The sequence below is a fragment of the Vibrio limimangrovi genome (genome assembly GCF_054064025.1).
In genome coordinates, this window is the sequence record NZ_JBSUGF010000001.1 from 425,440 (window position 1) to 437,960 (window position 12,521).

General features: G+C 43.5%; 11 protein-coding genes. 4 read left to right on the forward strand and 7 right to left on the reverse strand.

Annotated elements, in window-relative coordinates; genetic code table 11:
• Positions 1-65 precede the first annotated feature (65 nt).
• Positions 66-872 carry a hypothetical protein gene (locus ACWYU8_RS01870; RefSeq protein WP_457516632.1) on the forward strand — a complete coding sequence of 269 codons (807 nt, stop codon included), beginning with the start codon at positions 66-68 and terminating at the stop codon, positions 870-872.
• A 108-nt stretch (positions 873-980) separates the two neighbouring features.
• Here ACWYU8_RS01870 and fadR read toward each other — a convergent pair whose 3' ends face one another.
• Positions 981-1,820, reverse strand: coding sequence for a fatty acid metabolism transcriptional regulator FadR (gene fadR, locus ACWYU8_RS01875; protein WP_457516696.1), 840 nt, complete (start codon positions 1,818-1,820; stop codon positions 981-983).
• 692 nt (positions 1,821-2,512) lie between these two features.
• On the opposite strand from fadR, the gene nhaB reads away from it, so the two are divergent.
• Both nhaB and dsbB read left to right on the forward strand, forming a co-directional pair.
• Positions 2,513-4,099, forward strand: coding sequence for a Na(+)/H(+) antiporter NhaB (gene nhaB, locus ACWYU8_RS01880; protein ID WP_457516633.1), 1,587 nt, complete (start codon positions 2,513-2,515; stop codon positions 4,097-4,099).
• A gap of 84 nt (positions 4,100-4,183) precedes the next feature.
• Positions 4,184-4,720 carry a disulfide bond formation protein DsbB gene (gene dsbB / locus ACWYU8_RS01885; protein ID WP_457516635.1) on the forward strand — a complete coding sequence of 179 codons (537 nt, stop codon included), beginning with the start codon at positions 4,184-4,186 and terminating at the stop codon, positions 4,718-4,720.
• A 74-nt stretch (positions 4,721-4,794) separates the two neighbouring features.
• On the opposite strand, the gene ACWYU8_RS01890 is transcribed toward dsbB, so the two are convergent.
• Positions 4,795-5,403 (reverse strand): SEC-C metal-binding domain-containing protein, encoded by a 609-nt coding sequence (locus tag ACWYU8_RS01890; RefSeq protein ID WP_457516637.1) that lies wholly within the window; start codon positions 5,401-5,403, stop codon positions 4,795-4,797.
• 183 nt (positions 5,404-5,586) lie between these two features.
• Between ACWYU8_RS01890 and dusC the strand changes: the two genes are divergently transcribed.
• On the forward strand, positions 5,587-6,555 hold the full coding sequence (gene dusC / locus ACWYU8_RS01895; RefSeq protein ID WP_457516638.1) for a tRNA dihydrouridine(16) synthase DusC: 969 nt from the start codon (positions 5,587-5,589) through the stop codon (positions 6,553-6,555).
• A gap of 79 nt (positions 6,556-6,634) precedes the next feature.
• On the opposite strand, the gene malZ is transcribed toward dusC, so the two are convergent.
• From malZ to yfbV, 5 genes are all read right to left on the reverse strand, one after another.
• On the reverse strand, positions 6,635-8,461 hold the full coding sequence (gene malZ, locus ACWYU8_RS01900; protein WP_457516639.1) for a maltodextrin glucosidase: 1,827 nt from the start codon (positions 8,459-8,461) through the stop codon (positions 6,635-6,637).
• Between the two features lie 179 nt (positions 8,462-8,640).
• A complete protein-coding gene (locus ACWYU8_RS01905; protein WP_457516641.1) occupies positions 8,641-9,435 on the reverse strand; it encodes an ABC transporter ATP-binding protein in 795 nt (264 codons plus the stop codon).
• The gene (locus tag ACWYU8_RS01910; RefSeq protein WP_457516643.1) at positions 9,432-10,385 is read right to left on the reverse strand and encodes an ABC transporter permease; all 954 of its coding nucleotides are present in this window, start codon (positions 10,383-10,385) and stop codon (positions 9,432-9,434) included. The genes ACWYU8_RS01905 and ACWYU8_RS01910 overlap by 4 nt, the downstream gene beginning before the upstream one ends.
• 97 nt (positions 10,386-10,482) lie before the next feature.
• Positions 10,483-11,448: an ABC transporter substrate-binding protein gene (locus tag ACWYU8_RS01915; protein ID WP_457516645.1), complete on the reverse strand. Its 966-nt coding sequence runs from the start codon at positions 11,446-11,448 to the stop codon at positions 10,483-10,485.
• 376 nt (positions 11,449-11,824) lie between these two features.
• The gene (gene yfbV / locus ACWYU8_RS01920) at positions 11,825-12,277 is read right to left on the reverse strand and encodes a terminus macrodomain insulation protein YfbV (RefSeq protein ID WP_457516647.1); all 453 of its coding nucleotides are present in this window, start codon (positions 12,275-12,277) and stop codon (positions 11,825-11,827) included.
• Positions 12,278-12,521 lie beyond the last annotated feature (244 nt).

Below are 12,521 nucleotides of genomic sequence, written 5' to 3' on the forward strand. Positions count from 1 at the left end.
TTTCGCTAGGAATAAATCTTGCATGACTACCTTTGCTAGGGCTTAAGACTAACAAGGAGTTAGTTATGTTTGTTTTGATTTCAACATTACTTTCAGTTGCAATTCTCGCGGGCATTTATCATCTATCCGCTAAACGTGAGCAACAACACGCAAGCAAGTATCAACTACTCACACTATTGCGTGATATCGTACATCTACTTCGCCGTCACCGTGCAGCGACGCATTACTCTATTCAATTCCAAAAAAACAAAGAACAAGAAATAGAGGAACTCAGTCTGGAGTTGAATCAAAAACTGCAGCTTTTGCTGGAATCATCCCGCTTTGAAAGTAAACCTATGTATCGCGTTTTGCAGATCAAAGTCAGCCAGATGTTGGAGCAATGGCACGACTATAGCGTCGCCAGGAATCAGATGGAACATGGTAAACTTATTCGCCATTGTTTGTTCCTTATGGATGAAGTCACTATTGCCTGGTTAGCAGCAGAGCAACGCGACGAGCTCCATGACGAGTATCACATTAGCTGGCAAAGCATCATCGATAATTTAGAGACCTTGACTCAGTTACGTATCAGCATCAGAGATTGCGATGGTCAGGCGGAAAATGAACGTTTAAAGAAAATCGCCTCGGTTATGCTACGTCGAGTGAACCAGCTTGCAGTGATTGCACCTCTGAGTATTGCGTCACCAGTAGCTGTTCGTGCGATACAATCTTTACACGACTATGTAGAAGGCCGAGTCACTGGGCTAAACGAAGAGCAGCTCTACGACATTACATCAGATCTGTCTCTGACTATTTTTAATACATACGATCACGTACTTTCTACGATCGTTGAAACACTTTACTTGCCATTGCCCAGACTCACATTAGCGTGAAATTTTAAGGCAACGAGTGATCGTAAACTTTAAATTTGAGAATAAAAAACCGCAGACTTTCCATCTGCGGTTTTTGAGTTCAATGAATGAACGGTATCAGAACCAAGATCAACTGTCATCTTCAGTGAAATTAGTTGGCAGTTGCTTCTTCATCTCATTCCAGATCAACGCGCTCTCAATGCCATAATGACGAATCACCACAGGAAGCTGATCATGTTTGGCACCTTCACAGGTTTCCAAAAGTTGGCGGTAGAACTTTAACGCCAGTTCACGAGAAGCGGGGTTAGAGAAGTAGTAACTTCCAACACGGTCATACAACTTCTTCAGGCCGTTAAAGATAAGACCATAAATCTGATTACCCGAATGGAATGCTAAACGTTGGAAAAGCATGTAGTCGTAAAAATTAAACGTTTTTGCGATTAAAATTTCTTGACGCTTCGCTTCATCTTTTTCGTTTTCTTCTTTCACACTTTGCAGCACTTTTTCAGCGTAAGGCGAAGACGCAATAAACTCATCCCAAGAAGAAGCATTCACAAGCGCTTCACAAGATTCGATGACATTCTTGATAGTTCGCTCAGAACTGTCTTTATTCACTTTGAATGCATAGCGCATAAAGATTGGACTGATGTTTGAACGTGCCGCCAACAAGTCTTCTACAATGTTCGTTGCATTATCGACATCCAACGTCATTAGTGTATCCAAAATATGCAGACCTGAGGTCTCCATAAACTGATTCACTTTTGTTGGCTTACCATGTTGGATTGTCAACCATCCATCACGAGCGAGTCGTTGAAGAACCTCTCGTAGCGTGGTTCGAGTAACACCAATCAGTTCAGATAGTTCACGCTCAGCGGGTAAAATTGAGCCAGGAGGAAAACGGCCGTTCCAAATGCTCTCGATAATGTACTTTTCTGCAAATCCTGCAGGGCTTTTCGCCTTTATGACCATTCTACGTTTTATCCAATATTGATTTTTTAGGGTCGATGCCACTCATCATACCACTAGTTAGCGATTTGATAAAACTAACGATCAACAATTGAAACACTCCCTGATTAGGGCATTTACTCCATTAACAGTCTCAATCTTGAATCACCATTAAACTCGTTCTACTAGTATACCCAAGCGACTTCAAGATGCAGGATTCAGAGCGTTGTTTGAGTATAAAGCCAATATTACGTACATGGCGCACTAAACATAACTCAAAAAATAATAACGACAACTCTGTCACACTTTTATATTCAAAATATGAAAAATTAATTTGTGTTCACTCAATTAAAATCTCAGATATATTATTATTTTCCGTCAGTTGTCATCATTTAGTACCCCAAAAGGAGTTTTTTGAGACTTTCATGATATAATAACGCCTATTCGATCGCGTTATTACAATAAAAAAAGTTGTGTCCATCGGAAGCAACTCTCTGTGTTATTGACTATTAAAAACCTGGGTGTAGAGTTTGCGATCGAAGAAAATGAGCGGTGCTTAAGTTCAAAGGAAGTAACTTGGCAATACTACGCTAAAGCAAAGGATTGTTGTTTTACTAAGTTATTGTTTAAAAAGGCTAGCTAATAAGTCTACTAAGCAGATACTTACGCACCATTTTGTAGTGTCTATTCATAAACTTATTATAAAGAGATTCATCATGCCGATATCGCTCGGAAACGCTTTTATCAAGAACTTTCTAGGTAAAGCGCCTGACTGGTACAAAGTTGCCATTATAGCCTTCTTAATTATTAACCCTGTTGTTTTCTTTTTTATAAGCCCATTTGTTGCTGGATGGTTGTTGGTCGCTGAATTTATTTTCACGCTAGCCATGGCATTAAAATGCTATCCATTACAACCCGGAGGTTTACTCGCAATAGAAGCCATTGCAATTGGAATGACCAGCCCAGCACAAGTGAAGCATGAGTTAGTGGCGAATATTGAAGTATTGCTACTTTTAATATTCATGGTTGCTGGCATCTACTTCATGAAACATCTTCTGTTGTTCATTTTCACCAAAATATTGCTTGGCATTCGTTCGAAAACACTACTGTCACTTGCATTCTGTTTTGCTGCGGCCTTTTTATCTGCATTCTTGGATGCACTGACGGTGATTGCCGTGGTTATCAGCGTCGCGGTGGGCTTCTACTCGATTTACCACAAAGTGGCGTCAGGTAACCCTATCGGTGACCATGACCATACGCAAGATGATACCATCACCGAACTTACCCGTGATGACTTGGAAAATTACCGCGCATTCTTACGTTCATTACTGATGCATGCCGGCGTAGGTACTGCACTTGGTGGCGTAACGACCATGGTTGGTGAACCTCAAAACCTTATCATTGCGGACCAAGCTGGTTGGTATTTTGGTGAATTCCTAATTCGTATGTCGCCAGTGACACTACCAGTACTATTTTGTGGCCTGATTACTTGTGCACTAGTAGAAAAGCTAAAAGTATTTGGTTACGGCGCGCAACTACCAAACAACGTTCGCCAAATTCTCGTGGACTACGACCGAGAAGAACGTAAAACTCGAACTAATCAAGATGTTGCTAAGCTTTGGGTTCAGGGCTTTATCGCGGTATGGCTAATTGCTGCTCTCGCACTGCACCTGGCAGCGGTGGGTCTGATTGGTCTTTCCGTTATTATCCTCGCCACAGCATTTACTGGCGTCATTGATGAGCATTCGATGGGTAAAGCGTTTGAAGAAGCGCTACCGTTTACCGCTCTGCTCGCGGTGTTCTTCTCTGTGGTTGCTGTGATCATAGATCAACAACTATTTAAGCCTGTTATCGATGCGGTACTCGCCGTTGAAGATAAAAGCACTCAGTTGGCCTTGTTCTATGTTGCAAACGGCTTGTTATCCATGGTTTCAGACAACGTCTTTGTGGGTACGGTTTACATTAACGAGGTGAAAACAGCCCTAATTGAAGGTTTGATCACTCGTGAACAGTTCGACTTACTAGCAGTTGCTATCAACACTGGTACTAACTTACCTTCAGTAGCAACGCCAAATGGACAGGCAGCGTTCCTATTCCTACTAACATCTGCACTGGCACCGTTAATTCGCCTATCATACGGTCGAATGGTCATTATGGCACTGCCATACACGGTTGTACTCGCGATTGTGGGCCTAATGGGGATCATGTACTTCTTGGAACCAGCGACGGCTTCCTTCTATGACGCAGGTTGGATAACGCTGCATAGTAGTGAATTAACCCCAGTTGTTTCGGGTGGACACTAAAATTTGAGTTGATAAAGAAACTTATACACGATAAAAAGCTCTGAGTATTCAGAGCTTTTTCTATTTTCATACAGGATTGAAACCGTGAATTTTTTAAGATCACTAAACCAATTTTCCAAGGGACGCGCATCTTGGCTACTTCTTCTCTTGTTTATCATTTTCTTTGAAGCCTGCGCTCTCTACTTCCAACATGTGATGTTGCTGGCGCCATGTGTGATGTGTATTTATGAACGTGTGGCAATGTTAGGAATAGGGGCAGCTGCGATTATCGGGTTTATTTCGCCAAGTAATCCGCTGTTCCGATGGCTAGGGCTTATTGCGTGGGGACTGAGTGCGTATAAAGGCCTGATGCTGGCTCTGCAACACGCTGATTACCAGTTCAATCCGTCGCCATTTGCAACCTGTGATCTGTTTGTAACCTTCCCTAGTTGGGCGCCGCTGAATCAATGGGCTCCTTGGATGTTTGAAGCCTATGGCGATTGTTCGAAGATAGTATGGCAATTATTCACATTGTCTATGCCACAATGGTTAGCCGTTATATTTGCAGTTAACCTGATCGTTCTCGCCTTTGTTGTGATTGCGCAATTTTTCCAACCAAGACGCAAGAACCCGATCCGTTAAGTCCAATGTAAAACGCCGACCTTTGAAATGGTCGGCGTTTTGCCATTACTAGGTTAGAACGGAACTAACGAATATCATTTACCACAGCACTGTTTGAACTTTTTCCCGCTCTCGCATGGACAAGGATCATTTCGCCCAACGCCTTTGAAAGGGTTCAAGCTTTGTGACTTATTGCCAACCATCAGCTCATCAGCGCCTAATGCTACTTCACCGACCATTAAATCGAGTTGTTCAATCAGATCGTTCAGTGCTGGAGGAGTTTCAATGCCAGCATCACGCATGTGCTGTTGAGTCGTCTCTTCATCAATTGCTAACATCATTGTCGTTAGCAAGCCTTGCAGCATACGCTGTAAGCCATCATTGAGTTCTGTACCTTGCCATTGCTCTTCAATCAATGGCCAAACCGACATGAAACCTTCAGCAAAGTCTGCTAGCTGCTCAGGTTCTTTATTGGTTAATTCAAGCACGGAATACTCGTTTCTAAGAATTCTATTGTGCTGCTTGTGAATTTGCTCTTCAACAGCAGGTTGAATCGCTTTAAAGTCTACACCTAACAGTGGCTCTAACCAGGCTTCCGGTGACAATGGCTTGGTAGTTAGGTTAGCGGCTAAAACTGCCCCTTCAATAAACAGTGAAGATTCCTCTAACGGTACTTCACCTTTTTCGATCAATGTATATTGCATGACATCTGGTTTCCCATAAATTTGTCGGCATTATACCTCAGAGCACAAATCCAAGTAACCTAATCCAAGTATCACCAGGCTATCTGGTTGAGCGTTTTGCTCTCGCCGAGTCTTTTAATGACAAACTCTCGTTACATCGCTACAATCGCCCTCCTTTTATCTCCAAACTGTATTAGGCAAACTATGCGAGTTGTATTAGGCCCAATGGAAGGCGTTTTAGATCATTTAATGCGCCAAATTTTGACCGAAATAAACGACTATGATCTCTGTGTGACTGAGTTCGTTCGAGTGATCGATCAGTTACTGCCAGATCACGTTTTCCATCGTTTGTGTCCCGAGCTTTTACAAGACTCTCAAACCGCATCTGGTGTGCCTGTACATGTTCAACTGCTAGGCCAAGATCCTAAATGGATGGCGGAAAATGCGGTTAGAGCCGCTGAGCTTGGTGCCCGAGGCATCGACATCAACTTTGGTTGTCCAGCCAAACTGGTCAACAAAAGTAAAGGTGGTGCTGCTCTACTTCAACATCCAGAATTAATCCATCAAGTCGTCAAAGCATGCCGCGAGGCCGTTCCTGAAGCGATTCCGGTAAGTGCCAAAATCCGTCTGGGCTGGGAAAACCCTGAAGACTGTTTTGAAATTGTGGATGCGATCCAATCCGCTGGTGCGGACGAACTGACCGTTCATGCCCGAACAAAGCAAGGCGGGTATAAGGCATCAGAAATTAAATGGGAATACATCACTAAAATCCGCGAACGCTTTACTATCCCTTTGATTGCAAATGGTGAGATCTGGAATTATGCAGACGGCCAACGTTGTATTGAAACGACTGGTGCTGATTCTTTGATGGTCTGTCGCGGCGCATTCAACATTCCCAATTTAGGTAATATGGTAAAACATAACCACCAGCCTATGTCGTGGCCAGAAGTGGTTGAATTGCTGATTTACTACTCTAAATTCGAGATGAAAGGTGACAAAGGGTTGTACTACCCGAATCGGGTTAAACAGTGGTTCTCTTATTTACGCCAGTCTTACCCAGAAGCACAAGAGTTGTTCCGTGAAATCCGTACCCATAATAAAGCAGCACCGATTGTTGAACACATTCAACGTTATCAGGATGCATTGGTAACAAATGAATCACGAGTAGCGTAGTTATAGCCGTCAAAAGAGCGAAAGAGCGCTCTTTTGACTCGTTCGGGGTATCATGACTCATGAAACCGATTCTAGATTGTTATTCTAAGCGCCAAATTTTGCTACTAAGCCTTTCAACAGTAACAGAAAGATTGTTCTGATAATCAATAGATTCGTTTTCCCCCAACAGTTGATGTAGATGTTCGATATTTAAACCTAACTGCCAGAGCGGTAAATCGATTCTAATATCCTCTTCCCGCATATTGATGGCGACAACAATCGCCTCCTCCCCCAGTTGCCTCGCATACACCAAAGCCTCTTCACTACTATGTAGCCACTGTATACTACCCGATTGTAGGCATTTAAACTGTTTACGAATGGCTATCCAACGCTGGTAAATATTCAGCCATTCTGACTTATTCACTTGATGCCAAGGAAAACAACGTCGATTGTCAGGATCAAAGCCACCTTCCAGACCGACTTCGCTCGCATAATAAATACAAGGCGTACCAACATAAGTCATCAACAATGTCAGTGCGATGAGCATCTTATCTTGGCGGCAGTTCACAAGAGTCAGGAATCTGGCAGTATCATGACTGTCAAGTTGATTAAGTTGAGACAGTTGATTTGCAAATGGAATTTTTGCCCTTGCTTCATCTAACCATTGTTTAAACTCAGTTGCGTCGATTTTGATGGGATCGTACATGATATCTTGATGGGCAATGAATGCTCTTACCGGGTGAGCAAAGCCATAATAATTCATCGCGCCATCTTCCTGATCACCTTGCAACCATTGAGTTGCCTCAAAAAAGTGCTCACCAAGTACGTATGCATCAGGATTTTCGGATTTTGTTGCCTGACGGAACGCTTCTACGTAATGCGCATTGTTTTTCGCCCCCTCACCTTCCCCTAGCATATGAATCACATCAAAGCGCCAGCCATCCACAGAATAAGGCGCTCTCAACCAGTATTTGATCACCGATTGATTTCCCTGATAGATGTAATTGCGCACTTGTTCATTTTCAAAGTTCAATACCGGTAAGCTGCCAATGCCTTTCCAGCCAATGTAGTTGTTGCTGTCACCGTCAAAAAAATAGTAATTACGATACTTCGATTTTGGATTACCGTACGCTCCGTCGCCTTCCATTTTGATATCGAACCAAGGATGGTGAACTGAGGTGTGATTAAACACGGCATCTAAGATAATTCTCATCTTCTTAGTACGTATCTTGTCACACAACTGAGCAAACTGTTCATTACTTCCAAACATAGGGTCAACGGTAAAATAGTCCGTTGTGTCATATTTATGGTTGCTCGGGGCACTGAATACCGGATTGAGATACAATGCCGTTACACCCAGGTTTTCAAGATAATCTAACCTTTGCTCGACACCTTTCAGGTCTCCTCCGAAGAACTCTTTTGCGCCAGAATTTTGATGGTTACCGACATCGTCACCCCATGGCTTTACTATCGCTTGAGGGTTGTATTCACCATAGGCTTGACGAATTGCTTTTTCATCGCGGCTGGTAGCAAAGCGATCAGGGAAGATTTGGTAAAAGACCTGCTTTTGCACCCATTCCGGCGGCTGGTTATTAACATTCAATTTGAAGTGGAATTCTTTGGGAGGAATCCGTTTTTGCACGCCGCGACCATCCAGCCAAAACTGCTGCTCTCCCTGAACTAGCTTAAAGACGTAGTGAGTCACGTCTCTGTCTTTATTTGGAGCAAAGGTTGCTTGCCAGAGTTTAAGTTTTCCAGCGGTACCAGCTGGCTGCATCTCTGTCAGGTATTCTTCGTTGTCTGGTTCAGAACGCACATACACTGCATCAAAGGTGATGTCTTCCGTCTTGAGCAATACCGTTATCCTCTCTTGTTCAAAAGAGAGGCCATCAAGCGTCTGACTGTGAAAAATAAAAGGAAGGGTCATAGCAAGTACTCATGTTTCTGAGATATGTAATGAGTTTACTATAGGGTGTAATAATAAAAATCCTCCTTGCGAAACTGCATGATTGCACCATTTCTCAAGGAGGATCACACTTGGTAGGCGTAGTTAACTGAACCAGAAAGAGTTAACGTTCAGGTTTATTTAGTTGCTCAACAAACTAGTTAGTTGAGTAACAGACTGTCGTCAGAAAGCTCTTCGCCACGTACTTTTGAGAACATTTCAAGTAAGTCTGGCACTTTCATATTCGCCCTTTGCTCACCAGCCACATCCAGTACGATTTCGCCCTGATGTAGCATCACAGTTCTGTCACCACAAGCCAACGCGTCTTTCATCGAATGTGTCACCATCATGACCGTCAAATCAAATTCATCAACGATGCGTTTTGTCAGGTCGATAACAAACGCAGCCATTCGTGGGTCAAGCGCGGCGGTATGCTCATCCAGTAATAACAACTTGCTGTCCGATAAGGTTGCCATGACCAAGCTAACGGCTTGTCGTTGACCACCAGACAGAAGTCCAATGCTATCACCCAATCTGTCCTCTAAACCTAAACCCAGAATACTGATGCGCTCCTGAAACAGTTTGCGGCGACTAGAAGATAATGAATGCTTCCAACCACGACGTTTACCACGCATATAAGCTAATGCCATATTTTCTTCGATAGTCAATGCGCCACAAGTACCCGCTAATGGGTCCTGGAATACACGGGCACATAAGCTGGCACGCTGATCAACACTACGACGAGTCACATCAATATTGTCGATATTAACCTTACCACCGACCATAGGTGTTTCACCGGTTACTGCACCCAATAGTGTCGATTTACCCGCACCATTAGAACCAATAACAGTCAGAAACTGATGCTCTGGTACCACCAGATCAACACCTCTTAACGCACGATTTTCAAGGATAGTGCCAGGATTAAATGTAACTTGAATATTTTCTAAACTGATCATAATGCATCTCCTGACTTCTTACCCTGCTTAGATACCACGCTCTTCTCAGCAGGTGTACTACCCTTTTTTGACGTTCGGTTCCTTTTCATCTTTGGCACGATCAATGCGAACGCTACCAGCACAGCTGTCACCAGGTTCAGGTCTGATGCCTGTAAACCAAACATACCCGAACTCAGTGCAAATGCGACGGCTAAACGATATAAAACAGAGCCCACGATAACTGCGGTTACCGCTACCCAAATTTTACGTCCCGGAATCAGGGTTTGGCCGAGAATAACTGCGGCCAGACCAACTACGATAGTACCAACACCAGAAGTGACATCGGCAAAGCTGTTAGTTTGTGCAAACAATGCTCCAGCAAAACCGACGAATCCATTAGATAGGGCCAGACAGAAATAGGTGTAGAAAGCTGTGCTTGCTCCTTGAGCGGCAACCATACGGGCGTTAACGCCAGTCGCACGTAACCCAAGGCCAAAATCACTATTCAGCAGACGTATAACAAACCCAGCTGAAATCAACACTAATACCGCCACAACCAATGGCCTTACATAAATGAGATTGGCAGGTTCTACCATTGCTTCAAATGGAGTCAGAATAGTATCCGAACCTAGAAGAGCAATATTAGGTCGCCCCATGATGCGGATATTAATAGAGAATGCAGCGATCATGGTTAAGATCGATGCCAATAAATTGAGAATTCCACAACGAACGGTAAGAAATGCGGTTACCCAGCCGGTTGCTGCACCGGCAATAATTGCCAACCCAGTAGCAATCCATGGGTCGATACCAGCAACAATCGCAGTTGCAGCTACTGCAGCGCCCATTGGGAAACTACCGTCAACGCTTAAGTCGGGGAAATCAAGAACTCGGAAAGTCAGGTAAACACCCAGTGCCACCAAACCATAAATAAGGCCAACCTCTAAGGCGCCAAAAAACGCAAAAGCAGACATACAAACTCCCTTTTCTGCTTATATACCAGAACCAGTGATGACTAGTGTTCTGGTGTAATTAGTTGGCGTAGAGCTACGCCAACCTTTTTCACTCGCTTTATTTCACGCTGGTTGCACGATCTATAACCGATTTAGGAACAACAAAGCCCAACTTATCTGCTGCAGTCTTGTTAATCACTAAGTCAGAACCTTTAGCCACTTTAGCGTCTAGCTCGCCAGGGGGAGTTCCTTCCAGAATAGCCGCAACATAATCAGCTGTTTGGACACCAATCTGGTAGTAATCGAAACCAAGACTTGCGATAGCACCTCGTTCAACATATGAAGTCGCCGCACCGAATACCGGAGTTTTAGCCTGATTAGCAGCTACAATCATACCTTCAATAGCACTTGCAACCGTATTATCAATCAATGCATAAATAATGTCTGATTTAGCAGCGATTACCTGAGTTGCAGACTGCACATCAGCACTTTTAAGAGCAGTAGCTTCAACTAGCTCGATCCCATTCTTTTTAGTGTAAAGCTTAAGCAGTTCCATTAGGCTCACAGCGTTCGCTTCACCTGGGTTGTAAACAACACCGATAGACTTAACGTCAGGCATCAGCTCTTTGATAAGCTCAATATGCTGTTCCACAGGTGAAAGATCAGACAGACCAGTTACGTTTTTACCTGGTTGTTCCATTTTTGAGATCAGTTTTGCACCGACTGGATCAGTTACCGCCGTAAAAACAACAGGAATAGAGCGAGTAGCTGAGACTAATGCTTGAGCAGAAGGGGTCGCGATGCCGACTAAAACGTCAGGATTTTCACCAACAAATTGACGAGCGATTTGCACCGCAATAGCCGGGTTGCCTTGCGCGGTTTTGTAGTCAAATTCAAGGTTTTTGCCTTGTTCGTACCCTTTCGCCTTCAAACCGTCTAAAAGTCCCCGACGGGCAGCATCCAATGCCGGATGTTCAACAATTTGTGAAACTGCAACTGTGGCTGTCTTAGCGAGCACACTGGCAGAAGCCATAACGGCCGTAGCAGATAAAATAGCGGTGGCAAGTAAACGTTTCGTCTTCATCATAACTCCTTGATGTGTCTTCGTCCTTGGTCCGCGAGCATTCACCTAATGGTGGACGCTCGCATGTTCAAAAGTGAGAAGGCGGTGTTGTTGTGTCTGTAAAATAAAATAAATGTGCACTTCTTGTGCATCTTGTTTTTATTATTACTACTAAGTCTCAGTAAAGAAAAGAAACATTTAACAGCAACACAACATTTGTGATCGGGCAGGAGTAATATTCTCTGGCGTAAGTAGCCATACAAGAAGAGAGTGTTTGATAAAAAAGCCAAGATACCCAGCGCAAACTCCCAAACATGAGTGAGGAGCAAGACGAGTACAAAAAATGGAGTGGCTGATGCACACTCCATTTTTATTGAACCTTAGATAATGAAATCAACTAAAACCAACGTTCTAACGCCGTGTTGTCTAACTGGCGAAAAGCGCGATTGAGTATAAGCGCCAGTTCCTTATAACGGGGTTTAGCTTTGACTGGCTCTAATGCAAAGCCACTTTCCACTATCTTTTGATGTAGCTCTCGGTACCACGAAGCTAAAGATGGAGGGAGCTTAGTGTTAGAACGAGTGCCCAACCACCAGATACCCTGTAACGGTAAACTGATTGCAAAGAGTGCGACAATGATAGATTGAGGCAAAGCACTGTAGTTGTTAAACGCCATTTGAGTGAGAACACTTATCGCGGCGACGGCTGGCATGACTTTAATACCAAAACGTGTCGCCTTTATAATGCGCTGCTCTGGAAATACGGCATTCAGCTCTTTACGAACTGGCCAGATTTCCATGTAGTTTTGGCCATCTTTCAGGCTATGGATCAATCCGACTTTATTACTCATACCATTCTCTCACTAAAATAAAGTTGAACATTTCAACTGAAGGTGCAAAAAATTGATGGAAATTAATATTATTTCAAATTTTTTTTGTTATCATTGCCCATTATCGCTATCCTTTGCAGGCCCTCAACCTCATTGTTGCCGTTATTTACAATTTAAGCAACTATGAGGTCACTATCTGCAAGGAACGCGTCATCGTGATGAGTGGGTTCATCACAATATCTCTATATGGAATTCGAACAATTTT

Excerpts from the sequence above, each read along its gene's own strand:
- nhaB (WP_457516633.1), top strand. The coding sequence starts at position 2,513 with ATGCCGATATCGCTCGGAAACGCTTTTATCAAGAACTTTCTAGGTAAA.
- ACWYU8_RS01870 (WP_457516632.1), top strand. The coding sequence starts at position 66 with ATGTTTGTTTTGATTTCAACATTACTTTCAGTTGCAATTCTCGCGGGC.
- yfbV (WP_457516647.1), bottom strand. The coding sequence starts at position 12,277 with ATGAGTAATAAAGTCGGATTGATCCATAGCCTGAAAGATGGCCAAAAC.
- ACWYU8_RS01905 (WP_457516641.1), bottom strand. The coding sequence starts at position 9,435 with ATGATCAGTTTAGAAAATATTCAAGTTACATTTAATCCTGGCACTATC.
- ACWYU8_RS01890 (WP_457516637.1), bottom strand. The coding sequence starts at position 5,403 with ATGCAATATACATTGATCGAAAAAGGTGAAGTACCGTTAGAGGAATCT.
- ACWYU8_RS01915 (WP_457516645.1), bottom strand. The coding sequence starts at position 11,448 with ATGAAGACGAAACGTTTACTTGCCACCGCTATTTTATCTGCTACGGCC.
- fadR (WP_457516696.1), bottom strand. The coding sequence starts at position 1,820 with ATGGTCATAAAGGCGAAAAGCCCTGCAGGATTTGCAGAAAAGTACATT.
- ACWYU8_RS01910 (WP_457516643.1), bottom strand. The coding sequence starts at position 10,385 with ATGTCTGCTTTTGCGTTTTTTGGCGCCTTAGAGGTTGGCCTTATTTAT.
- dusC (WP_457516638.1), top strand. The coding sequence starts at position 5,587 with ATGCGAGTTGTATTAGGCCCAATGGAAGGCGTTTTAGATCATTTAATG.
- malZ (WP_457516639.1), bottom strand. The coding sequence starts at position 8,461 with ATGACCCTTCCTTTTATTTTTCACAGTCAGACGCTTGATGGCCTCTCT.